This window comes from Thiobacillus sp., from assembly GCF_013693775.1.
Lineage (GTDB): Bacteria > Pseudomonadota > Gammaproteobacteria > Burkholderiales > Thiobacillaceae > Thiobacillus.
The window spans coordinates 157,103-179,421 of record NZ_CP059257.1 but is presented as its reverse complement, the minus strand read 5'-3'; the positions used below and the strand labels follow the sequence as shown (position 1 = coordinate 179,421).

Annotated in this window: 19 protein-coding genes and 4 pseudogenes; 14 read left to right on the top strand and 9 right to left on the bottom strand. The window is 61.2% G+C overall.

Annotation, left to right across the window (positions count from 1 at the left end):
- Positions 1 to 311 precede the first annotated feature (311 nt).
- From HZY77_RS00870 to HZY77_RS00850, 5 genes are all read right to left on the bottom strand, one after another.
- The gene (locus HZY77_RS00870; RefSeq protein WP_296653339.1) at positions 312 to 3,821 is read right to left on the bottom strand and encodes a DEAD/DEAH box helicase; all 3,510 of its coding nucleotides are present in this window, start codon (positions 3,819 to 3,821) and stop codon (positions 312 to 314) included.
- A gap of 14 nt (positions 3,822 to 3,835) precedes the next feature.
- Positions 3,836 to 4,582, bottom strand: coding sequence for a Hachiman antiphage defense system protein HamA (locus HZY77_RS00865; RefSeq protein WP_296817842.1), 747 nt, complete (start codon positions 4,580 to 4,582; stop codon positions 3,836 to 3,838).
- Between the two features lie 120 nt (positions 4,583 to 4,702).
- On the bottom strand, positions 4,703 to 5,599 hold the full coding sequence (locus HZY77_RS00860) for an antitoxin (RefSeq protein ID WP_296817840.1): 897 nt from the start codon (positions 5,597 to 5,599) through the stop codon (positions 4,703 to 4,705).
- Positions 5,599 to 6,678 carry a type IV toxin-antitoxin system AbiEi family antitoxin gene (locus tag HZY77_RS00855; RefSeq protein WP_296653347.1) on the bottom strand — a complete coding sequence of 360 codons (1,080 nt, stop codon included), beginning with the start codon at positions 6,676 to 6,678 and terminating at the stop codon, positions 5,599 to 5,601. Before HZY77_RS00855 ends, HZY77_RS00860 begins: the two co-directional genes overlap by 1 nt.
- Before the next feature lie 163 nt (positions 6,679 to 6,841).
- Positions 6,842 to 7,252, bottom strand: coding sequence for a hypothetical protein (locus tag HZY77_RS00850; protein WP_296653350.1), 411 nt, complete (start codon positions 7,250 to 7,252; stop codon positions 6,842 to 6,844).
- 92 nt (positions 7,253 to 7,344) lie between these two features.
- Here HZY77_RS00850 and HZY77_RS00845 point away from each other — a divergent pair, with 92 nt between their 5' ends.
- Both HZY77_RS00845 and HZY77_RS00840 read left to right on the top strand, forming a co-directional pair.
- Complete coding sequence (locus HZY77_RS00845; protein WP_296817838.1) at positions 7,345 to 7,656, top strand: helix-turn-helix transcriptional regulator; 312 nt, start codon at positions 7,345 to 7,347, stop codon at positions 7,654 to 7,656.
- A 29-nt stretch (positions 7,657 to 7,685) separates the two neighbouring features.
- Positions 7,686 to 8,981, top strand: a complete 1,296-nt coding sequence (locus tag HZY77_RS00840) for a hypothetical protein (RefSeq protein WP_296653356.1) — start codon at positions 7,686 to 7,688, stop codon at positions 8,979 to 8,981.
- A gap of 1,396 nt (positions 8,982 to 10,377) precedes the next feature.
- Here the strand turns inward: HZY77_RS00840 and HZY77_RS00835 are convergent.
- The 3 genes from HZY77_RS00835 to HZY77_RS00825 all read right to left on the bottom strand — a co-directional run bounded on the left by HZY77_RS00835 (position 10,378) and on the right by HZY77_RS00825 (position 12,327).
- Entirely contained in the window at positions 10,378 to 10,626 is a 249-nt protein-coding gene (locus HZY77_RS00835; RefSeq protein ID WP_296653361.1) for a hypothetical protein, read from the bottom strand.
- Positions 10,627 to 10,645: 19 nt separating this feature from the next.
- Complete coding sequence (locus HZY77_RS00830) at positions 10,646 to 11,857, bottom strand: XRE family transcriptional regulator (protein ID WP_296817835.1); 1,212 nt, start codon at positions 11,855 to 11,857, stop codon at positions 10,646 to 10,648.
- A complete protein-coding gene (locus tag HZY77_RS00825; protein WP_296817833.1) occupies positions 11,854 to 12,327 on the bottom strand; it encodes a hypothetical protein in 474 nt (157 codons plus the stop codon). The genes HZY77_RS00830 and HZY77_RS00825 overlap by 4 nt, the downstream gene beginning before the upstream one ends.
- A gap of 531 nt (positions 12,328 to 12,858) precedes the next feature.
- On the opposite strand from HZY77_RS00825, the gene radC reads away from it, so the two are divergent.
- The 4 genes from radC (at position 12,859) to HZY77_RS00805 (ending at position 16,631) form a co-directional block, all read left to right on the top strand.
- The gene (radC, locus tag HZY77_RS00820) at positions 12,859 to 13,323 is read left to right on the top strand and encodes a DNA repair protein RadC (RefSeq protein ID WP_296653371.1); all 465 of its coding nucleotides are present in this window, start codon (positions 12,859 to 12,861) and stop codon (positions 13,321 to 13,323) included.
- A 565-nt stretch (positions 13,324 to 13,888) separates the two neighbouring features.
- Positions 13,889 to 14,716, top strand: coding sequence for a DUF932 domain-containing protein (locus tag HZY77_RS00815; protein WP_296817831.1), 828 nt, complete (start codon positions 13,889 to 13,891; stop codon positions 14,714 to 14,716).
- 738 nt (positions 14,717 to 15,454) lie between these two features.
- Positions 15,455 to 15,760 (top strand): DUF736 domain-containing protein, encoded by a 306-nt coding sequence (locus tag HZY77_RS00810; RefSeq protein ID WP_296767730.1) that lies wholly within the window; start codon positions 15,455 to 15,457, stop codon positions 15,758 to 15,760.
- A 523-nt stretch (positions 15,761 to 16,283) separates the two neighbouring features.
- The gene (locus HZY77_RS00805) at positions 16,284 to 16,631 is read left to right on the top strand and encodes a DUF2958 domain-containing protein (RefSeq protein ID WP_296767732.1); all 348 of its coding nucleotides are present in this window, start codon (positions 16,284 to 16,286) and stop codon (positions 16,629 to 16,631) included.
- A 42-nt stretch (positions 16,632 to 16,673) separates the two neighbouring features.
- Here HZY77_RS00805 and HZY77_RS00800 read toward each other — a convergent pair whose 3' ends face one another.
- Positions 16,674 to 16,961 (bottom strand): helix-turn-helix transcriptional regulator, encoded by a 288-nt coding sequence (locus HZY77_RS00800; RefSeq protein ID WP_296661606.1) that lies wholly within the window; start codon positions 16,959 to 16,961, stop codon positions 16,674 to 16,676.
- A gap of 303 nt (positions 16,962 to 17,264) precedes the next feature.
- Between HZY77_RS00800 and HZY77_RS00795 the strand changes: the two are divergent.
- From HZY77_RS00795 to HZY77_RS00760, 8 genes and pseudogenes are all read left to right on the top strand, one after another.
- Positions 17,265 to 17,609 (top strand): annotated as a pseudogene (locus tag HZY77_RS00795) (DUF2958 domain-containing protein).
- A 210-nt stretch (positions 17,610 to 17,819) separates the two neighbouring features.
- Positions 17,820 to 18,593, top strand: coding sequence for a DUF2285 domain-containing protein (locus tag HZY77_RS00790; protein WP_296817829.1), 774 nt, complete (start codon positions 17,820 to 17,822; stop codon positions 18,591 to 18,593).
- A 107-nt stretch (positions 18,594 to 18,700) separates the two neighbouring features.
- A pseudogene (locus HZY77_RS00785) lies at positions 18,701 to 18,994 on the top strand (helix-turn-helix domain-containing protein); the annotation flags it as partial.
- A gap of 27 nt (positions 18,995 to 19,021) precedes the next feature.
- Positions 19,022 to 19,846: pseudogene (locus tag HZY77_RS00780) on the top strand (replication initiator protein A); the annotation flags it as partial.
- Between the two features lie 273 nt (positions 19,847 to 20,119).
- Positions 20,120 to 20,756 (top strand): annotated as a pseudogene (gene parA / locus HZY77_RS00775) (ParA family partition ATPase).
- Positions 20,753 to 20,998 carry a chromosome partitioning protein ParB gene (locus tag HZY77_RS00770; protein ID WP_296817827.1) on the top strand — a complete coding sequence of 82 codons (246 nt, stop codon included), beginning with the start codon at positions 20,753 to 20,755 and terminating at the stop codon, positions 20,996 to 20,998. Before parA ends, HZY77_RS00770 begins: the two are co-directional and overlap by 4 nt.
- On the top strand, positions 20,995 to 21,528 hold the full coding sequence (locus tag HZY77_RS00765; RefSeq protein WP_296661599.1) for a DUF2840 domain-containing protein: 534 nt from the start codon (positions 20,995 to 20,997) through the stop codon (positions 21,526 to 21,528). Before HZY77_RS00770 ends, HZY77_RS00765 begins: the two co-directional genes overlap by 4 nt.
- Positions 21,525 to 22,049 carry a S26 family signal peptidase gene (locus HZY77_RS00760; RefSeq protein ID WP_296661598.1) on the top strand — a complete coding sequence of 175 codons (525 nt, stop codon included), beginning with the start codon at positions 21,525 to 21,527 and terminating at the stop codon, positions 22,047 to 22,049. Before HZY77_RS00765 ends, HZY77_RS00760 begins: the two co-directional genes overlap by 4 nt.
- The last annotated feature ends 270 nt before the right edge of the window (positions 22,050 to 22,319 follow it).

Genomic DNA, 22,319 nt, shown 5'->3' with positions numbered 1-22,319 from the left:
CTAGAAAACCTGTGTATTCTTGCATATGAAGCAGTTACCCGCAACGAGAATCAAGGCGGCTGCCGTATCCGCCGCCTCTGCCTGCAATAGGCACGGCTAGGTTTGCAACGGTGGGCGACGGAGCTGCCACGTCCCCAAGTAAGACATGACATGATCGGATCGGGAACCCGTCACTCGCTTGCGCAGTTCCTAGAACTTCAGGAACCTTCCGTTTGGCGACCGACCACCACTGCCCGTATGGCAGTTCACCGTCTTCACCTCACGACCACTAGCTTTCACCAGGTACGTCCGCAAGTTGTTCTTCGCGCATGTTAGGCGCCAGACAGGTCGTCAGGCCCAAGATATGCGAGTTCGATCTTGCTCACATCTTGAGAAACTTGAGCGCGCACTAGACCCGCCCTTCCGGGATTAAGCGCGGCCTGCACTGTGCCCAGCGGCGTACCATCAGCCGAGAGCACGCTGGGCTGACCGGCCCAGTGATGGATATGGACGGGCGTGTCGGGCGGCGGCGGGACGCCAAACCATGTCACGGCTGCCCTGTACCGACGATCCGCCCAGGTTCGGCTGTCGCGCGGGTTGAAGCTTTGCGCGAACTCCGTCCACATCGCCTTTGTCTCTGGGGTCGGCCAATCGGGCTGTGCGCTCCATGCGGCGACGGCTTCAGAACTGAGCCACTGCCGAAGCTCCTGGCCCGTCCGGAAGGTTGCACCGGTGTCGATGACGGCCTTGATAGCGCCGAGCCTTGAACTATACCCCGCCTGAATGAGGATGGACGCGGAGCGGTTTAACGTTCCGGTTTCCACGGCAGGCACTGCCAAACCGAGCTCATAGACATCGAGTGGAAAATCATCGATGGTGTCGCCGTTGGCGGCCGCACGAACGCGAAGAGCCTCCATTGCCCACGGCAGACGATAGACGAGTCCACCTTCAATGAACTGCAGTGTCTCCGACTCTAGACCGGCAGCGATGCCGAAGAGAGGCTGGCCGAGAAGCCAAGCGCGGACGATGTCGCGCCAATTGGCCGGCATGGGATCAGGCGTGAAGGGATAGAAGGCGAAGACGCGTTCGGCGATAGCCGTAATCGTGGCGATCGCCTCCTCGGCATCGTCATTCAGGATGGCTCCATTGGCCTGAATCAGAAGAAGGTTGGCGTCCGCTGCGATGGCGTCCAGCGCCTGTCCGGTTTCCAACCCGACGCCAGCCAGGAAATAGCCTCGGCGGCTCGCGGCGGTCGATTGATTCCAGATAAGCCGACTGCGCGAAGCAAGGCCCGCCTTAAGAACCTGCTGTACCTGCTCGTTCTGCCTCAGAAGTCGGCGGTGCCAGAGAGATGATTGCAGGATATCGTCCAGCGCGGCCTCGATCCCATCGTCCGGAATATCATTTTCGCCGATGAGGCTGAGGACAGCCGTGTCGAGCGTTGCGACGTGCCGTTCCCAATTCGCAAGGGCGCGCTCACGGTCCTCGGGCTTCTCGTTCGCGACCTCAGGGAAGGTCCACTCTGTAGCGTTGTTCGCGACATACTCGATGAGCTGGTTCAGGTCTCCACCGATGTGAGCGTTCATCCGGGACAGCAGCGCCGCGACTAGCTGCACCAGCCCGCTCTCCATGTTGCGCGCACCGAGATCGTTTATGAGCGATTCCCAGTTTCTCCGCTTCTTTGCAATTTCGTCGAACATCGGGAAGAGTACGATGCCTTCCACATCGACATAGGCCCGTCCGGCCCGTCCAATCACGTTCTTGAACTCGGATATCTCAATCCGTTCGCCGGCGCGATGGAGGGAATGCATAACCACGGCCGTAGCCGACAGGTTGAGACCTTGCGCTAGAGTCGGTGACGAAATGGTGACCTTGAGAACGTTGTCGCGCAGCAGGCTCTCGACCTCCTTGCGGTAGGCTGTTGGCAAGGCGCCATGGTGCAGCGCCACACCGAGGCGCAGGCATTTGAGGATGGCGCTATCCGGCCCGAGCCATTCCTCGCCAAGCGCAATCGCGGTGTTGAGCACAGCAGTATCTGCCTCCAGCAACGAGCGCAACGCGCCGCGCCCATGAAGATCGACGATCACTCCAGCAAACGGCTCGACGCTGCGCCGTTCCGGGCAGAAGATAAGGACTGTTTGCCCATCCTCGACAAGCCGCCAAGCCGTTGCCAGGCAGAGCTCGCGCTGATCGCACGGGAATAGCTTAGTTCGACGACGCTTGGGCGGCACCCAGGTCGGCGGCGCCGATCCGGTGAGGAACCGCTGGACCCAGGGCCGTTCTTCGCCAACGCGCAGATTCAGGCGCGCAGTAGGCGATGCCCAAACTACCTCGCCGAACCGCAGCCGCGTCGGACGCCAGTCGTGCTTTATCAGGCCGCCCGGATGGTCGCGGCGCAGCCATCCAGCGAAGTCATCGAGCTGGTCGCCGTCGGGGAGAATCGCCGATAGGCACACGATTCGCCGTTCATGCGCATCCGCACGACGAAGAAGCCTCTGGATTTGCACCTCGTAGCGGACCTCGCGCTCGTTGAGGCCGATCATGTGACCCTCGTCGAAGACGAGCAGGCCGACGTCATCGAGAAGGGATGGATCATTGCGAAGCGCAAAGTCGAGCTTCTCCGGCGTCGCGACAACGATATCGCGCTCGCGGATCGCGTCCTCATCGAAGCCGCTAACCCCGATGCTGCCGTAGAGTGCGGAGACCGTCTTCCCAAGCGGGCCGAAGGTCCGCTGCAGCGTCGTTTCGGTCTGGGCGGACAGCGCGCGCAGCGGCGTGACAAAGACCACTCGCTTTCCGCTGGCCAGACAGCGCAAGATGCATAGTTCGGCGATACGTGTTTTGCCGGCACTGGTGGGCAGCGAGACAACCAGATCATCCGACCGGTCAACCGCGCGGATAGCCGCCTCGATCTGAGAAGGCCACAGATCCACCTCGGCTTTAGAGCGCTGCTGCAACAGGGCGATGAAAAGCTCGCGAAGTCGAGGCCAGTCGGCCGCCTCGCCACCCACTGGTTGGAGCGGCACCCTTTCATGGAAAGTGCTCGACCAGAGGTCAGAAAGAAGGTGGATGGCGATGCGATACACCCACCATTGCGGAAGCATGTTCATCTCGCTACAGATGGAAAGCCCCGTACGGAGTCGCTCCAGCGCTTGGTCAAGCAGCGGTTGCTCGCCACGTTCGAGCGCGATCAGGAATAGAGCCATCGCCGACATAAAGGTGTCGACTAGCGCTGTATCCAAGCCTTCGAAGAGAAAATCGTTGCCATCCGTCAATTCAGCCGCCGCCTCGATTTGATTGAGGCTGGCTTGAATTCCCGCCGCGATTCGCGCGTCGCTGCCTTTGCCGGAGGCGCGGAAGTCAAGCACGCTGGCGCGAAGTTCGCGAAAGTTCCGCCGCATCAATAACGCAAGAACCCGTTCGGTTGGCGCGAAATTCTCATCGGCTTCGACGAGCGTCAGCAGCGAGAAAGCGCGAGCCGAGAGATGCGCGAGATGATAGCTCGCCGCTGCCATGATGAAGTGGAAGTCGCGATCCACCTCCTCGCGATTGCCTTTTGCGATCACCGCCTCAAGGGCGGCGGCGGCCTGCTCAAAGGCAGTTCGCGCCAGCGCGGCCTCCCCACCGAGTTCACGCAGGCGAAGGCCCAACCCGAAAAGGGCGTACCCATAAGAATGCAGGTCAAAGCTGAGCTGCGGCGCAAAGGCCGGGGCATCTGGCGGGAGAACCCCGTCACGCCAGATGATCGCTCGCGCCTGACCGCGCGCTAGGAGGCGGCCGCGAAAACCAGCCGTTGCCGCTTCGGCGATGCCTACTGCGATTGCCTCAGGCGTTGTTGGCATCGGCGATTACTCGATCATAGACTGCGCCGATAAAGGCGGCGTGCCCTCGACGCGCAGGCCGACCCCCACTGATTGATTGGTCCAGGGTAGGCCTGAAGAGAAGCGGTTAGCATGGCGTCCGGCGCGTTGCCGGAAAAGGTGAAAAGCAGATGCCGGACATTTTGCAGCGGGATGCCGTGCTTCAGCAGCGCATCATCGATCGCGTCGGCGAGCGGTAGATTATTTAGTTCGAGAAGTCGGGCCGAAATGAAGGATAGCGCGTGCGCGGATGGCAGTCCGCCATCCTTGTCCAGGCCGGCCCGCGCCTCCGTGAGGACTTGGGCGGTGAGCGTGACGCGGCTCTTGGCTTCCGTCTTCAAGAAATGAAGGCGTTGGGTTTGGGCATCCAGAAGGATGCCTATCACGTCGTCGCCGCGCATCGCCATATTGCGATGGTCTTTCCAGCGCAGGCGCTTGATCGGGGCGCGATAGCCGCCGCTATGCGCATCGATCCATTCCGTGGCGTAGATTTCGCCAAGGTCGCCGGAACGGATCGCCTTCGTTGTTGGGAGCATGCCCTGGATCAACGCTGCCGCAGCCGGCTTGCCGAGACGCGCGAGAGCGCGCGCCACCTGCTCTTCTGACGCATAGTGCCCTGGCACAATGGCCGCGGTCGCCTGGACCCCCGTTGAGAGGCTTGCCGCCTGTCCGGTCATCACTCTGCGGAAGTGGTTCCCGACCGCCTCGTCGACTGAAACGCACCAATCGTTGAACTGCACCACGCTTTTTCTCCCGGTCAGCGAGAAAAGAGATCGCGGACACGAGCTACGGGCGAGCCGGTTTCAGGAGCTCGGCGATGCTTGTTAATGCCGACGAATATCTCTTTGATCATCACACAGTCCCTATCCGATCCGTCCGAGAAGTTGCTCGATCACGTCGCTTGCCTCGCGCTGCCGCAACGCCCTCGCCTCGCGCAGTTCGGGTTCGTCGCCTTCGCCAAGCTCAAACTTCGCGACCGACACAGGACCATCCTTGCGGTAGCCTTCGGTCTTGTCGTCCTGCGCAAAACGGTCGCGCAGGATTGACAGAGAAGCCTTGACCACGTCGCCGTGCTTACCTGCCAGCTCCTTGCGGAAGGCCTCGGCGACGGCTTTCGCCCCNTCGGGTGCATGTTCAATGCAATAGATCAGGTCGTGCGCGTCCTTGCGCTCGAAGCGCTGGTCGAACGCGAACGACTTCAGGCAGGTGAAGCTGACCAGGTTGGCATGCTTGATCTGCTCCGTGGCGATGCCGTTGCCACCGAGCAGTTCGGCTTGGATCTCGGTAACTTGGTGAAGGTCGAAGACGATGGACGAATGAGGAATGTTCAGTGCCGAGATCGTGCCTTCGGTCGGCAACGGCTGTACCCTGCCGCCGGCGATGTCCGGCGCATCCGCCAGCAGTTCCAGCACCATCAGCGCACCGTGTTCCGTGCGGGTCTGCCAACGCCAGGAGAGCTTTGTCCTGGCGCTGTTTTCGGCCCGCTCGAAGCCCATCTTCTTGAGGTTATCCTCAAGCGTGTGATACGCCTCGGTATCGGCCAGGATTTGCAGGTCAATCACGATGTCGACATCGAGCGTGCCCGCATGTGCTGGCACCACCGGCGGCCTGGCCGCGACCAAGTACCTCGGAGTGAGACCGCCGACTAGGTAGACGGAGTCCTTCCAAGGCCCGAGCCCGCGCAGCAGCGTCACGAGAACGCGTTCGCAGTCGAGCGTGTACTGATCGCTGTAGCCATCGAGCGTCGCGGGTTTGGCCATTAGAAACCTAGCCTTTCTCGACGCAGGTGCTCCGCCATCTCTTTGGTCCGGCCCTCGCCGCGCAACAAATCGAGATAAACCTGAATGGGACTCGCCAGCCAAACACCGCCGACTTGCTGGCGGAACAACAGTTCTCCCGCCGATTTCGTCTCGATGACCGCGAGGTTCGCCCCTTCATTGACGACGCGTGCATCCAGTTCGGCCATCGCCGTGTCGGCCCCAGCGCCGGGTAATAACCGGGTCCGCACCTGTGAGATACCGGATAGAAAGGGGGCATAGCGCTGTGCGGCGGCTTCGTGGCTCACAGCGTAACTGACCTGATACGCATCGAAGACCTGGCCGAGCCGCTCGATCAGGGCATCGAACTTTAGGCCTGGCACGTAGTAGCGACGTAGTGCCGGTACGCGCTGCGTGGCAAGCTGCTTGGCCCAGGCGTCGAGCAATGCACCGGGTTCACGAAGATGGCGTTCCTTGCTCGGCCCCTGCCCACGCGATACCAGCCAGTCGAACCGCTCCAGCTCACCCAGCACATCGGAAGCGGTTGACGGCGCCACCTGTGCCTTCTCGGCCACCTCGGTGACACCGAACCATTCCTCGTGATTGATCAAAAGCGCATGCAGCACTTGGGCGCGCCGCCCTGAAAACAACGACCGCACCGATTTTTCCAAGGTCTTCGGAGGTGGCTTGTCGATGAAGACGAAGGCGCCGGAGGCCGGTAAGAATAGGCTTCCGCCGCTGTCGTAATAGCCGATACGCTCGGCCCTGAGCAGTTCCTTCGCCCCAGGCGAAAGGGATTCGGCAATGAGCAGGTACTGTGCGTCGGCATATTGGCCGTGGTGCAGCGACTTGAATTGCCACAACACCTGGCGCACATCTCGGGGGTAAACCGTCTTCTTTACTTCGACCAGCAAGACGATCGACTTGCCGGCGACGTGCAGATCGATCTTGGCGTCGAGTCGGTCGGCGGCCTGCACAGCGGGTTCCAGTGAATCCAACTCGGCATGCGCGTCCGGCAGCTCCCGGAGTGATTCCAGGAACTGCTCGATCATGGCTTGTTCGGCAGCGTGCGATTCGATCATGGCCAGCCATTATTCCCTGTACAGCGAATAATGCAACAATACCGAATATTCGACAAGAAAGCAATATTCGCTGACCAGCGAATTTGCCATGCGAGTACCGCTCTCGGGTTTCACAAAATCAAGTCGTTCTTGCCGTCGGTCTCCCGCTCATGGCCTTTGCGCATCAGGCGCGTGCTGCGAAAACCAGAAGACTAAACACGCTCCCCAAGAACGCCCATTGTCGCAACTGAGGACTTTCGATCGGCAACCCGTGCGCATAATGAGCGAAGTGCTCACAGTTGAAACCGGCCCACGAATATTTCTGCCCTCGCTTCAACCGGGCACGGTGCATGACGATGGCCGGCGGAAGCGACCCTGGATAGCCATCGATCCTCACTTGGCGTCCTTGCGCAAATGCGTGGAACGCCTGTTCCACAAAGCCCTGCTCTTGGGCCGAAAATGCTAGAACACCTCTCTCGCCCTCGATATGGTGATCACTGAGTAACCCCACATGGTCGTACCAACCATGGCGTACACGAATGACCGTACCGGCAGGAAGTCCCCAGATGTCTTGCTGATTATTGGTGTGGATCATGATATCCTCTCGTTAAACATATTTGCATTAAACGCATACATGCGCAAGGAGTCAATCCCCCATCCACGGCCGGTTGTTACCTACCCTCCCTGGTGGGTAAGATACTCGCGCAGCAGCGCGAGATTCGTGGCATCAAGCAAGGCGCCATCGCGGAGGCGCTTGGCCTATCACAATCGGCCTATTCGAGGCTGGAGTCCGGCGAATCAGTACTCAATCTGTCGCAGTTGCGTAACATCAGCACACAACTACACCTTCAACCTGCGCAAGTTCTGAGCTTGGCAGATCAATACGAAACACAATTGAGCTTGCAAGGAGTTGCCGTCATCGCCGAGAAGCCCGACAACCCTGCGGCCGTCGCCATAGGCTTGGGCCTGCTCGCAGCCCTTCTATTGGGCAGCAGATAGCGAGATGCGAGCGAGAAGGCAGTTCGACTATGGATGAAGCGGTCGTCGTCTTTTCCCGAAAAGGTCTCTTTCAAACACGCATCACCGCGCGCGAGGTCCGTAGCCGCGAGCACGCCCGTAAACTATGGCCCTTGGTCGCGCCTGGTGCCATCCATCAGATGGTGACCTGGGTAAGCCCCTCCTTCGAAAACGACAAGCTACGTAGGCGCTCCCACTTCCGCCAACTACCCGCAGAGAAGACCTACGACATCAAGACGCAGTTCGAAGAAGAAGAAACCAGCCGGCAGCACGCCGTACATGAGAGTCCCGAACACCGGCGCGCGAAGGAGTTGATCGCCGCCGAGTTGGCGCGCCGGCTTGCGGCTGGTCTTGCGATGCCGTGGGCGTTCAAGGACGCCGAGGCATCGGACTATCCCTTAGAGGGCAATCTGCTGCTCGGCGCCGATCAGGTCGTTACCGAACACACACTGAATACACCCTTCGGTAGTCGGTTTCGTCTCGACATCGCGGTACTCGGGCCGCCGATCCAGACCGAGCCCATGGTGCTCGGTGGTGTTGAAATCGAACTAGGACACGCCTTCGACGGGCGAAAAGCCCTGATCGGCAAATCACTGGGCTTTGCACTCATTTCCATCGACATTACCGAGATGACGGTGGACGACATCAATGCGCAGTGGGCCGAACAGGCATTGACCGCTACAACGCGCAGCCACGAGCAGGGCCGCCGACAAACTTACATCTACCTCCACGATCTTCTATATCCGCTTTACGCCCAGTTGCCGACGTTTCTAGACAGGGAACAACGGCACCAGTACCTGATGTTTGCAGACGATGCCACCTTGCGCAAGCTGATGAACTGGATGAAGCTACTAGCGAAGACACTGGACTACCCAAGCGGCTCGGTAGCCGTCGCCATCGTCAACGGCAAGAGCGAACAGTCGCGCAAGATGCTGGAGCATGCGGGCCAGGTGGTCGGCCCCGATTGGGAACAGTTCAACAACCATCAATGCCTGCGTCTGACCGTCCCGCGCCCTAAGAGCCCCGCAGACCTGCAGGCCCATCGCTTTCACATGACGATGGCACGGCTACTGTTGTCGCACGCCGATGCGCTTGTGGGTTACAAATACCGCAATGGCGTGGACAACGACCATCCCGAGGACGATGTCTGGGTCGCGCATCGCTGGATTGCCGACCAGAAAATTCATACGCAGCACCGCGTATTACCCAAACGCCTGGCCGAACCGATCAATCGATTGATGAAGGTAGTTTCCGACCTGCAGCGCAGCCATGACAGCGGCGGTACTTCTATTGCGGAGATTGGTTAACCGATGCCTAGCTCTCAAGACCGAACATGGCTCGACGCGCTACGGCAGCACGTGCAGACAAAGCCTTGCGTGATTCTTCGCCTGGACGAGAACGACAGCGGTCAGCTCCATGCCTCGCGGCGTGGACTGAACGAGTTCACGCTGGCGCGCGCACATGAACTGTGTGCCGACATCAAGACGCCCACGATCTGCCTGATTNTTGGGAAACTCTCCGAATGGGCCACCCCTGAAAAGATCGAACACTTTGCCTACATCGGTCTTGTCAGTTCACGCAGTCCGGTCACCACGCTGGAGACGCGCATCAAGATCAAGCGTGCGGTCAGCATGGCGCCCGATACGGAGCAAGCCGTGTCAGCGCTGCTCAATGGCACAACCCATGCGACACAACTGCAAAAGAAATTGCGGTCTTCAGCGGATGTACTCGTGCTATCGCCAAAGCTGAGCGGCGCTCTAATTGATGCGCTCGTGGCAATTTCGGCGAACCAAGGGCCGATTCGCGCGGTGGCCGAATCCCTCACAGCACCCAAGCGCTACGCTAATTTCGCTGCCGTGCAAGAGGATGCTGTGCAGACCGCACTCAAAGCGTTCGGCTTGGCAGCCAGCGACCGTGCCAGTCGTATTGATTTGGTCGAATCGCAATCCACGGCGCTGGCGCGCGTACCTCTGATGGAAGACTCAGTGATCGAACATGATGCACGCGCTGTCCCTGGCTATACGCTCTCGGTGAGCCATATCACCGGGCGCGCCTTGTTTGAGAAAGGTGCCGACAAACTTGAAGTATTCACCGCCAACCGACGTGACCTGGAGCATGTCTTCGGCGTGGATCTCATCTACCTCAACCTCACGAAGAAAAACATCGTGATGGTGCAGTACAAGATGCTGGAGCCGAATGGACGCTTGGGCGAACCCACCGACTGGCTCTACCGTCCCGACTCGAAGATGGCCGATGAGGTGCGGCGCATGCACGCCTTCGCCGCCACACACGCGGCGGGACCACTCGAATACCGTTTGAATCCCGCCGTGTTTTACCTGAAGTTCGTGCGGCGCAATGGCAGTTTGGCCAACGGCAGCATCATCACGCCAATTGATCACTATGAACGCCTGTTGCAGGACCCATCCTGCAAAGGACCGCACGGGGCATTTCGGATCAGCTACAACACACTCGGTGGCCGCTACATCCGTCAGGGCGCGTTTCTCGATCTCATTCAATCGGGTTATATAGGCGCGTACGCCGACACAACCGCAGCGCTCGTCACTTTGGTCGAGGCTGTTCTGAGTGGCGATCGAGCAGTAGTCGCGGCCGTTCAATCATCACGGCATGGCCCCGACGAAGCGATTGCCCATTAGGGAAGCGTACAGGCAAACGCTCAACATACTCGGCTGCGCCGCACGAAAATCAGCGAGCCTTGTTCGACTGACTCAGAACTGACGCAGCCAGTTCCTTCGTTTCGTCTGCATAGTGCTTACTGGCAAGCACTTTTGCAGCCAGGTCTTCCATCTCCGCCCCGGTCTGTTTGCTACCGTTGCGCTGCGCAAGCGCCGACGCTGCGAGGCTCTTGGCTGTCTGGGAGGCGCGCTCATTTTGCAAGGTCTCCGCCGCCAGCGTAGCGATGCGAGAAGACGTTTGCTTTGTGTTTTTCGACATGTCGATCTCCTGTGGTGAATCAAGCTTTGGGAGGGGACCGGAACGGCAGCACCGTACTACTATCCATCGCCGGTCGATCCCCGGAACTCACTGGCGCACTGCGCATGCGTGCAAGCTGAACTACCTTGCCCTTGCCTTGAAANTAACCTTCCGGTAGCCCGGCCAGTGACTCGATGTCATGTGCAGCCAACCCGATATGCCTGGGAATTGCATCCATCGGCATGACGTTCTCATCGACCAACAAATCGATGGTACGGTGCAGCAGACGCGGCCGCTCTGGTGACCTATCACCATCGCCTGGCTCGGATTTGGCACCCCAGCGCGCGGAGCGCCGCTTGAACAGTGACTGAGCACCCTCTTCGTCCAAAATCTTCAATGCACGAAGTCGCATTACGATCGCACCGACAGAAACACCCCAGCGGCGCTTCAACAGCAACAAATCATCCAGCGTGACAGGCATGCGTACTTCGGTGGCAAACGTTTCAGCCGGCAGGAGAAACGCGCCCGCGAATCGGTGCGCTTGCTGTTCCAACTGCTTGTGGCGATCACGCTCAGTCGGTCGCGGAATGTGTCGATGAAGAACCAAATGACCAAGTTCATGGGCCAGATCGAAACGGCTGCGATACCCGTTATCCTTATCAGCGGAGAGCAACACAAANGGACGATCAAGCACCTCACTCCACGCCGACAAACCTTCGATTTGCGCGATGCCAGTCTCTTCACGGATCAGAACGACACCGGCGCCCTCAACCGCAAGTGCAAGATCCTGAACAGCCGATCGACCAAGCCGCCATAGATCGCGGCACTCACTAGCTGCAAGTTCGATTTCCTCTGACGTAATCTCTTCCGGATCAGAAAACAGTCGGCTGGGCAAATTCAGAACCGGATAGTCGACGAACTCTGACAGAGCTACAGCAATGTCTTGTCCCCATTCNAATCGGGCCTCAAGCATCGCGCGGGCAGCAACATGCGCAGATGCGTTGCTGCGAAACAATGGCAATGAGACCTTTGGTGTCGGCGGGCGGGTAAACCATTCCGGTGTGACATTGACGACGCTTGCAAGACGCTCCAATGCGTCGCGCTCAGGCGCTTGGGTACCTGCACGCCACTTGCTAACTGTTGCTGGCGAAACTCCTACAAGCGACGCCAGTTGCACTTGGCTCAGGCGGCGCGCGGCCAGTATCTGGCTGAGACGACCNCTCTGGAAGCCTTGAATGCCGCCACGGCTCATGGCGAAGTTCCACCCGTACCTTGCTTCCCGATATTTTTCTTCAACTTCGGCGTTGCGAGGTCGTCCTGAATCGCGGGCTTCTGTTCGTAGCGTTGCACAAAGACATCGATCTGTTCGCGAAATAGCCAACCGCGCATGTATCGATCAGGCACAGCGACCTGGATGGAAACCGGCGACTCAGGCCGATATTGCAGCGACCCTGGGAAGCAAGCCACAAAGAATGCCACCGCCTCAGATGGCGGTGTGTAAGCTTCAAATAATTCCGGCTGGACCAAAGGCTCGATTGCCTTGTTTGCCAGCGACAGTTGTTTACGGGTATGGCTCCGCCGCCCGTTAATCCAGAATCCTTCAGGGATATTGAATCTGGCTAACGTAAAGATGCCAGTCCGTCCTGTCACAATGCCATTGCCCCGAATCGCACTCGGCGAAGCATCTCCAACGATAAGCGCTCGCTGGAAGGACTCATTCATGTGGAAATGCCGCATTTGACCGACAACGTGCGGTAGATGGCCATCATCCATCCCCTTGGCAGAGGCATAGGCACGCTGCGCGCCGCGGACAAGGCCTCATCAATTCCCATTATCAAGCTGCGTGGGATGTTTCGTACCAGCAAGTCAGGAATCGAATCTTTAGGGGTGATAGTCATATGAACGGCCCGAGGCTGATTTCGCTTAAGAGGAATATACACCAATTAAATTTCGTTTAAAAGTGGTAAACGGCTGCTCCGTTTCGATGCCTGTTCAATACACCGGCTACTGGACTGAAAAAACCTATATCACTTCTCTACGTCTCGGCGTACCGCCGTCGGGCTCGCGGGCTTGCTGCACCCCACGCTTCGTGCCGAATCGTGGCCATTCGGCTTTGATCCCTGACGCCTCCGGCCCTTGAGGGCCTGCGCGCTGCGCTTGCCAACGGCAAAGGGGGCGGTGTGTGGTGGCGGTCTTGCTGTTCCCTTCAACGTACCACGTCGTTCTCGCCCTCAAGGGCTGCGCGTCCGCCCTGTGGTTGGCCGCTGGCGTCACCGTCCGGCCCAGGCCGACGAGGTGCTGCAGGCGGCACTGCGGGTGCTGACCGCTCAGATGCGCGGCAGCGAGGCGCTAAGTTCACCGCAGATGGTGCGCGACTTCCTGCGGATCAAGCTTGGGACGCTGGAGCACGAGGTGTTCGCGGTCATCCATCTGGATGCGCAGAACCGCGTCATCGACTACGTCGAGATGTTCCGCGGCACGGTGAGCCAGACATCGCTGTATCCGCGCGAAGTGGTCAAGGAGTCGCTAGCGCGCAACTCGGCGGCGCTGATCCTGGTGCACAACCATCCGTCGGGTGTGGCGGAACCCTCACGCGCCGACGAGATGCTGACACAGACGCTGAAGTCTGCGCTGGCGCTGGTGGACGTTCGGGTGCTGGATCACCTGATCGTCGCCGGTAGCGCCATCCTGTCGTTTGCCGAACGTGGGCTGTTGTAGCTCTGGGGGCATCGCCCCTTTTTTGCTGTGTCCTCGTTTGGCGAAAAAGCTGCGCGCTGCGCTTGCCTCCAGGGGTCGGCTGACGCCCACCCCGCCGCGCAGGCTTGGCGCCCCAAAGACCGCCGAACAGGCGGCGCCTGATCGGCCTGTGCACGATGCTGTTTTCGCGCTGCGCGCTTTGTCCACTCCCATTAAGGCGTGCCTGTGGCACGCAGCGGCGCTCGCCGCGCGGCGTTGGTCCGTCGCTCATCTGGCCGTAGGCCGGTCATCCGTCTTTCCCTCTCCTTCATCACCAACCCCGCGACCGTAGCCAGCGGTGCCTGTCCGTCAAGGCGCGCAGGGCCGTGTCCTCGCTGCGCTGCGGGCCGCACCACCCTGCGCATTCCTCCTTGACCGCCAGACCCTCGCTGACCCGGTTGTTCGCGGGCGATGAACTCAGGAAAGACGGCGGCAATGGCGACCAGCCCAGGTCACTGCGCCGAACCCACCAAAGCCAACACCGGGCTCCGAATCTTGGAATCCGGTCAGCTTGGAAACCACAACCTGTAACCACTGGAGAAATACCATGCAACTCAGTTCCCGTTTCGCAAACGCTACACCCATCTTACGCGCCGACCATCCGTTATCGGATGATCAGATTCGCAGCGCAGCCCCTTCCATCTTCGCGGAGGAAAAGCACCAGAGCCGATCCGACCGCTACACATACATCCCGACCGGCGAGGTATTGGGTGCCCTGCGCAAGGAAGGCTTCCAGCCGTTCATGGTGTGCCAGACGCGCGTGCGCGATAACGACAAGCGCGAACACACCAAGCACATGCTGCGATTGCGCCACGCAGCGCAGATCAACGGCGCAGAGGCCAACGAAATCATTTTGCTGAACTCGCACGACGGCACCAGCAGCTATCAGATGCTGGCGGGAATGTTCCGTTTCGTATGCAGCAATGGGCTGGTGTGCGGCGACACCGTGGCCGACCTGCGCATCCCGCACAAGGGCGACGTGATCGGCCAGGTGATCGAAGGTGCCTACGATGTGCTGGAGNGGTTCGAACTGGTGCGGGAACGTCGGGAAGATATGGCCGCCATCACGCTCAACCTCGGAGAATCAGAGGCATTTGCCCGCGCTGCGTTGTCGCTGAAATACGATGACCCGGTCAAGCCTGCGCCCATCACGGAAACACAATTGCTGCGGCCTCGACGCCGGGACGACGACCGGCCCGACCTGTGGAGCACGTTCAACCGCGTGCAGGAAAATCTGGTGCGGGGTGGCCTGTCCACACGCACGGCCAACGGACGCAGGAACCGCACCCGCGCCATCCAGGGCATAGACCAGAACGTCAAGGTCAACCGGGCGCTGTGGATACTGGCCGAAGAGATGAAGCGGCTCAAAGGCTGACATCCGAGGGGCTTTGCCCCATCACTTCGGTACAACGCAACGGCGGAGGCATACAACGCCGCCGCGCCGCCCGGCCTTGTCAGTCCGGGCGGCGCGGCAACAGTCGGAAAGCGACTGCCCGATGGCGAAATGACTTTAGCCATCCCTGTTTTTGTTCATCCGTCCAATTAGTTCGCCATGCTTTTGGTTGAGCAATCCGAATATCCCGTAGAAATTTTCCTGGCGTTTCCCGGCCGCGCCGGGTTGTGCAATCACGCGCCTTACCCGACGCTGGCGGGCAGCCTGCCATAAACAACGGAGGCTCACCGACAAGCCGTCCACCATGCCGAGACCTAACCACGCCGCGATCGATCACGCCCGCGCCAATGCGCGAGGAGCTTTCATCCTTGGTGATTCGGAACTTACCTTGCCTGCGATGGGGTGCGTGCCGGCGACGCTTCTGTGCAGGGATGCCGGAGCCATGCTGCCTTTCGGTGAGGATCACACCCAACGGCGGCCTTGGCTTGTCGTGAATCCTGGCGAGGCACCGGCTGCGCCTCGGGCTTCATGGCTGCAACCGTCCGGCTCAACAAATTTCCCCGGCACTGCGTGCCTTCCTCGCGAAACAAATTTCTTGTTCCTACCGGTCCTCCACTGCGTTGCGGCCGCTGCGCGATGCAGCCCGCCCGTACCTCGCCCTTCGGATCACCGACAAGGCCGCGATGGGCGCGACCTTGCACCACCAAAAGGAGATTCATCATGGCAAACATCGGCACCTTCACCGCACAGAACGACAGCTTCACCGGCACGGTTCGCACCCTGACGCTCAACGTCAAGGTCAAATTCATTCCGAACGCCAAGGAAAGCGAGAACGCCCCGGACTACCGCATCGTCGCCGGCAACTTCGAGATCGGCGCGGCATGGAAGAAAATCAGCAAGGCGGAGCGGCCCTACCTGTCGGCGACCCTCGACGATCCGTCGTTTCCGGCGACCATCTATGCCCGCCTGGTCGAAGGCGAGGACGGCGCGCACAACCTGATCTGGTCGCGTAGCAAGGGCGACTGATCATCACTCCATTCGCGCCCCGCCAAGCGGCGGGGCGCTTCGAGTTCAGCATCCGCGTTGGACGCATTTCTGTAAAAGCGTAATTGCGGCTTCGTGCATCGGCGGCAAGCCGCTTTCACGACTTTGCGATTTCGTGGAACTCAGTCAATGCGCTGAGCCGGCTTTGTGCATCCGTTGTTNTTACAGGAAATCGGTTTCGATATTTTAAGGGATNNCGAAATTCCGTGCGTCCCCCGGCTGATGCCGGGGCGCGCTGTCGTGCTGCGCATCGAGCCACCCTTGGCGTCTCGCCCCTTCGGCTTCCATCACTGACGCCTGCGCGCTTCGCTTGCTGTAGCGGGCAACAGTNNTGGGGGCTGGCTTGCTGTTCCCTTCACCTTATCACAGCGTTCTCGCCGNCCAAGGTCTGCGCGTGCCTTGCACGCTGGCGTCCTGCGGCCGTCTACAACCCTGACTGCTGCGCTGCGCCGTGCTTGTCGCGGTTCCGGGCAATCCCGCCCTGAATCCTTCCAAGGAGAAGACCATGACGAAGCTCATCACCGACGAACAACGCGCACAACTTTTGGCCAACGGCCGGCAGTCCCTCGACAACGACGACTTCGACCCACCGCCCGTGGTCAAGCTGTTCACCCCCGACGCGGACGCGACCTGGCTGCTCACCGAGATCGACCCGGATGACCACGACCATGCCTTCGGGCTCTGCGACCTGGGGCACGGCTTCCCGGAACTGGGCTATGTGAGCTTGGCCGAACTACAATCCGTACGCGGCCGACTCGGGCTTCCGGTCGAGCGGGATCTGCACTTTACAGCCTCGAAGCCGATCAGTGCGTATGCGCGCGAAGCGCGGCTCGCGGAGCGCATCGTGACGTAGTCGTCACGCGGGCGCTGCCGCTTGGCAGCGCCCTTTTCTCGCCTATTTGTCCTTTTCGGCCTGGAGGGCAGCCAGTTCGCGCCGCACGCGCTCGATGAGCTTGTCCACCCCCTTGCTGTCGCCGCCATAGGCCAGCGTCAGCAGCGTGAGTGGATGCACGTCCATGACCTCGCACAGCTCGGCGACCTTGCTCAAGGTCGGGCTTTTCAGGCCGCGTTCGAGCGAACTCATGTACGTGCGGCTCGACACGTCCGAGAAAGCTTCCTGGCTGAGGCCACGGGCTTTTCTGACCATCTTGAGCGCCGCAGGAAATGAGTTCTTCGATGTCATCAAATCGTTTCTTGTAAAACGACGATGACACCTGATGGCGCCCTATAGGGCTACAATCTATAGTGTTCATTTGACAATCTTCCCTGCTGGAACTTGCCACGGGTGTGTCTATGCTGAAAACCGTTTTTGCTGAAATCATAGGTTCCGTGCCTACGCATTCGCCGATTCGTGCATCCACGGATTCGGTGGAATACGCTTTGGCGACTTGGCGCAGAAGCGCATTTTCACAGTCACGCTTTGGCGCATCAGCACGTTTGCGCAAAACCAACGCCCGTTGATCGTGGCCACTTGCGCGCAGCGACCATGAAACCACTCATCACCGACGAACAACGCGCCCAACTACTGGACAACGGCGCCGCCGCCGCGCGGCGAGAAGCGCGACCCGTTGCCGGTCGTCAAGCTGTTCACTCTGGACGCGCACGCGACCTGGCTTTGACCGAACTCGATCCCGGCGATGGCGACACCGCTTTCGGCCTGATCGACCTCGGGATGGGCACGCCGGAACTCGGCCACGTTCAGCTCTCCGTCCTGGAAAGCATTCGCGGGCCACGAAATCTGGCCGTCGCACGCGATCTGCATTTCACGCCAAGGCGACGGCTGTCTGAATACGCTCGGCTGGCTCGGGCCGACGGATCGATCAACGATTGATCGACCCCGATGGCCCGTCGCTGACGGGCCACACCGTGCGATGCCACAACGGTTCGCATTGCGTCTTCTTGGGTCTGGGTCCAGACCTTTTTGCATTGATCGCCACTCAGTACAGCAACGGCGCAATGCAGTCGCAAATAGTGCGAATGCCCGGCCCATTGTCGGCCACCTTGTCGATTGATTTCCTTCCATCCGAAAGGAGGTTTCGCCATGGCCGATTCGAGCGCCGTTCACTGGCATCCAAGCGCTGCATACCTGTACGTCCTGCATCTGGACGGACCCGCGCTGGCTTGGGAATATCTGCGGCGCAACCCGGAATACCGGCGCGTCTGGCAACGCCACCGACGCCGTCCTCAGTACGAGGCGCATCGCTGGTGCTTGCGCCTGCTGGAAGACCCCACGCGCGATGCGCGCGACGCGCACCCCGACTGGTTCCCTGATCCCTCCTCGGTCGTCCAAGTCTATCCGGATGCCGATCCAACGACCGATGCGCTGCTGTTCCAGCTCTGGCGCATCCCCGGCCGCAAGCACCTGACGCACGACGGCAAGCGCCTGGTGCTGACCACCCAGCTCGTCGACCGCATGCTGCGCATGGCGATCTCTCCCGCGCTGGAAGACGGCATGGCTTACGCCTATGCCGTCCGCGCCGGTTGCCAGCTTCGCGAGCGCTGGCGCGTAATCGAAGCCGAGCTGGCAGCGCTCGATCCCGCAACGATGGAGCGCACCGCCCTCGCCACAGGTCGACCAGGTCGCACGTCAATACTCCACATGCGGACCCTGCAGGCGCTCGACGGCACGCTGGCTGGTGCTTCGCAGCGCGGCGTGGCCGAAGTGTTGTACGGCATCACCGCCGTCGCCGAACGCTGGTACGACGACAGCGATCTGCGCGCCCAGGTTCGCCGTCTGACCCGGCGCGGGCAGACGCTCATGGACGGCGGCTACCGCCGCCTACTGCAACCCGGCAGCGCATCACGGGGACGTTAGCTCGGCGGCGCAGAACGTCCCTGCGCACAACGCCTGACTTTCCCGAGACTGCTTCCATCCGGCGGCGATTGCTTCGTCGCCGATCTTGACCGATGGAGGCCCATGCCATGAGACCCGCACCGTTACGGCCGTATCCCGTACCCGCTGCCATCCCGCAGTCTGCCCAGACCACGCAGTCTGCGCGCTACCTGACGAACAACGAAGCCGCCGAGTTCCTGCGGCTGTCGCCGCGCACGCTGGAAAAACAGCGCGTCATCGGCGGCGGGCCGCGCTTTCGCAAATTCGGCCGGCGCGTGATGTACGCCATCGCCGACCTCGAAGCATGGGCCGACGCGCGCAGCTTCGAGATGACCTCCGATCCACAGTACACCGAACAACACGCCGCGCGCCGCCCGGCTCGCGCTGATCGGCGATGGGCACCATCACCGATGACCATCGGGCGCGACCTGCAGCGCGAGCAGCTCGAACTGTTCCATGCCTTCTCGGGCGAGCTGCCGGCGCGCGATGTGCAGGACCTGATGGCCTATCCATTCTTCTCGCTCGCCAAGAGCAAGCGCATCGTGCCAATCGACTTTCGCGCCGGCGACGTGACCGTGCGCGTAGAAGGCACGGCCGAACATGGCCTGGCGACCATCTGGGATGCCGACATTCTGATCTGGGCGGCCAGCCAGATCGTCGAGGCGCGCGATGCGGGCATTCGCTCGTCTCGGCTGATGGCGGCCACACCCTACGAAATCCTGCGCTTCATCGGTCGCGGCACGTCGCTGCGCGACTATCAGCGTCTCAAGGCTGCCCTGGATCGCTTGCAGTCCACCAGCGTGGCCACCTCCATTCGCCAACCCAATGCGCGGCGTCTGCACCGCTTCTCGTGGATCAACGAGTGGAAGGAACGCGCCGACGGCCTGGGCCGGCCGCTGGGCATCGAGCTGATCCTGCCGGACTGGTTCTATGCCGGTGTGCTCGAAGAGAGCCTGGTATTGACCATCGACGCCAACTACTTCCGCCTGACCGGCGGCATCGAGCGCTGGCTGTACCGCCTAGTGCGCAAGCATGGCGGCTGGCAGCGCGACGGCTGGCGCTTCGATTTCCCGCACCTGCACCGCAAGTCCGGGAGCCTGGCGCGCTTCACCGACTTCGCCTACGACCTGCGCCGCATCGTGGCGCGGCAACCCNTGCCGGGCTACGCGCTCGCCATCCTGCGGCCGAGGCATGGGCCGGAGGTGTTGACCTTCCGCGCCGTGCCGTCCACGGCACCGCTTCGACCCGGTGGCAGCTTTGGTGCCAGCCAGGGTGTCATCAGCGTGCCTNGTGGAAAAGCGGTGAATCCGCTCGTGCTATCAGGCGTAGAAATCCTCGTGCTATCAGGCGCAGTGCTGTCGTGCCATCAGGAGTACGGATCGACCGAAACACCTTCTTCGGCGCGGATTTCGGTGTCTCTTAACTTAGGTTCTAACTTTGAATCTATAAAACTAACGATAAAGACCCCGCGCGCTGTGGATAAACCGGCGCGCGAAAGGCAGCGCATCATGATCATCGCGCTGCTCAACCAAAAGGTGGGGTCGGCAAAACGACACTCGCCACGCACATCGCGGGTGAGCTGGCCATGCAAGGCAGTTCGGTGATCCTGCTCGATGCCGATCCGCAAGGTTCGGCACTCGATTGGACCCAGCGCCGCAGTCAGAATGGTTTGCCAAGACTGTTCGGCGCCGTAGGTCTGGCAAGGGAAACCTTGCATCAGGAAGCGCCAGAACTGGCCAGGCGCTGCGATCACATCGTCATGGATGGCCCACCCCGAATTGCCGCCCTCGCGCGCTCCGCGCTGCTCGCGGCGGACCTGGTGCTGATTCCCGTTCAGCCCAGTCCCTACGACGTATGGGCCAGCGCCGAGATGGTGTCGCTGATTCGCGAAGCGCAGGTGTTCCGGCCAGCGCTGCGCGCGGCCTTCGTCATCAACCGGCGGGTCAGCACCACGGTGATCGGGCGCGAGGCACGCAATGCGCTCACCGATCAACCTTTGCCATCGCTGCTGTCGGAGGTTCGCCAGCGTATCGTGTTCGCCGACAGCGTGGCCAGGGTCAGCTCGCCCGCGAACTCGACGCAGACAGCAATGCTGCGCGCGAGATCGCGGCGCTCGCCGCTGAAGTATTGAGGATGGCGCCATGAAGAATGGGAAACGCGTCGCCATCGGTGCGCGTCCGCCAGCCAATCCGAATGCCGATGCCTGGGTGCGCCAGGGCGATGGTGCAGACATCGGAAAAACCGATCTCTACACCGCCCGCTTGACCCTCGACGTGACGCCGGCGCTGCGCGCCCGCATCAAGATCGAGGCCTTCACACGCGGCCTCACTGTGGCAGAAATGCTGCGTGCACTGCTAGAAGATGAATTCCCGGAGAAGCCGCAATGAACGCGGTCCAACAGGCCGCGAGCGAGAGCCTTCCCACACCGCGCACCGTGCTATCGAGCGTTGCGAACGACACGCCACTGACACGCGTGTCGCTGGCTTTCGTCGAACACCGGACCAACCTCTACCTGCGCTTCGGTCATCCGCTGCGCGAGCTGCGACTGGACCGCTGGCGGCGCAGCGCGATCTTCACACCGGCGGCTGTGTTCTGCCGCGTACGCTGGGAGTCCAACGACTATGGTACGACGCGCTGGCAGCTCATGATTTTGCAGGCCTGCTCACCGCTCGATGACATTCAGCGCATCGCAGGAATCCGACCGGGCGCGCGTCTGCTGCTGCGCGCCGAAGGCGAACAGCACGTGCAGTCAGTGCTGCCACAGATCGACGCCATCGAAACGCTCGGCATCGATCCGGCAGCGGTGTCGCCCGCGTACTGGCGCACGTTGGGCAACCGGCTGACTGCGCGCCTGCCACTGCCGGTCTACACCGCAGAACGGCACGCGGCCTACCTCGCGGGCGAGGTGTTGCGATGAACACTCGCGTCCATCGCTGGGCCGTCGTACTATTCACCGTCCTTGGCATCGCTGCGCTCGCCTGGCCGTCCGACCATGCGCCCGTTGCGCGCCTCGTCTACAACCCGAGTGACAGCGTGCCACGCGGCTGGTACCGCATCAGCCCGCCCGACTCGCTGCACGTCGACAGCATCGTGCTCGCCCGGCTTCCGGCAGACGCCGCCGCGCTGGCTGCGCAGCGCGGCTACCTGCCCGAGCGCATCCCGCTGCTCAAGCGCATCGGCGCGATGTCGCCGCAGCAGGTGTGCATCGAGAAGCACATCGTTCGCATCGACGACGTGGCGGTCGCTGGCGTCCATAGCGTCGATGGGCGTGGCCGTCCACTGTCAGCCTGGCAGCAGTGCCGACCGCTTCGCGACGGCGAGCTGTTCCTGCTCAGCGCAACCAATCCGGCGTCATTCGACAGCCGCTACTTCGGTCCCATTGCTGTCTCCGCCGTGATCGGCAGCGCGCAGCCGTTATGGACGTGGGACACGCCATGAACGTGCAGCGCGGCATGCCGTTCTTCGTGCAGCCCCACTGCACATCGCTTGCGTCACAGCCTGCGGTTGCGGTGCTTCACCCGTGCAGACCATCGCAGCCCGCCCGTCGAGGCCGGTCGCGCCAGCGATCGGAAAAGACGGAGGGCAAGATAAAAGGACGCGGCACCCGGCCGCTTGAAAACCTTGTCTGCACATGGGAGTGGCGCGGCACGCGCCAAGGGGCAGCGGCGTGCCGCGAGTGCGCAATGCCGCACCGGCATTGGCGAAGGC

Excerpts from the sequence above, each read along its gene's own strand:
- HZY77_RS00805 (WP_296767732.1), top strand. The coding sequence starts at position 16,284 with ATGACGAAGCTCATCACCGACGAACAACGCGCACAACTTTTGGCCAAC.
- HZY77_RS00835 (WP_296653361.1), bottom strand. The coding sequence starts at position 10,626 with ATGTCGAAAAACACAAAGCAAACGTCTTCTCGCATCGCTACGCTGGCG.
- HZY77_RS00770 (WP_296817827.1), top strand. The coding sequence starts at position 20,753 with ATGAAGAATGGGAAACGCGTCGCCATCGGTGCGCGTCCGCCAGCCAAT.
- HZY77_RS00870 (WP_296653339.1), bottom strand. The coding sequence starts at position 3,821 with ATGCCAACAACGCCTGAGGCAATCGCAGTAGGCATCGCCGAAGCGGCA.
- HZY77_RS00855 (WP_296653347.1), bottom strand. The coding sequence starts at position 6,678 with ATGATCGAATCGCACGCTGCCGAACAAGCCATGATCGAGCAGTTCCTG.
- HZY77_RS00760 (WP_296661598.1), top strand. The coding sequence starts at position 21,525 with ATGAACACTCGCGTCCATCGCTGGGCCGTCGTACTATTCACCGTCCTT.
- HZY77_RS00790 (WP_296817829.1), top strand. The coding sequence starts at position 17,820 with ATGGCCGATTCGAGCGCCGTTCACTGGCATCCAAGCGCTGCATACCTG.
- HZY77_RS00850 (WP_296653350.1), bottom strand. The coding sequence starts at position 7,252 with ATGATCCACACCAATAATCAGCAAGACATCTGGGGACTTCCTGCCGGT.
- HZY77_RS00800 (WP_296661606.1), bottom strand. The coding sequence starts at position 16,961 with ATGACATCGAAGAACTCATTTCCTGCGGCGCTCAAGATGGTCAGAAAA.
- HZY77_RS00825 (WP_296817833.1), bottom strand. The coding sequence starts at position 12,327 with ATGAATGAGTCCTTCCAGCGAGCGCTTATCGTTGGAGATGCTTCGCCG.
- HZY77_RS00810 (WP_296767730.1), top strand. The coding sequence starts at position 15,455 with ATGGCAAACATCGGCACCTTCACCGCACAGAACGACAGCTTCACCGGC.
- HZY77_RS00765 (WP_296661599.1), top strand. The coding sequence starts at position 20,995 with ATGAACGCGGTCCAACAGGCCGCGAGCGAGAGCCTTCCCACACCGCGC.
- HZY77_RS00840 (WP_296653356.1), top strand. The coding sequence starts at position 7,686 with ATGGATGAAGCGGTCGTCGTCTTTTCCCGAAAAGGTCTCTTTCAAACA.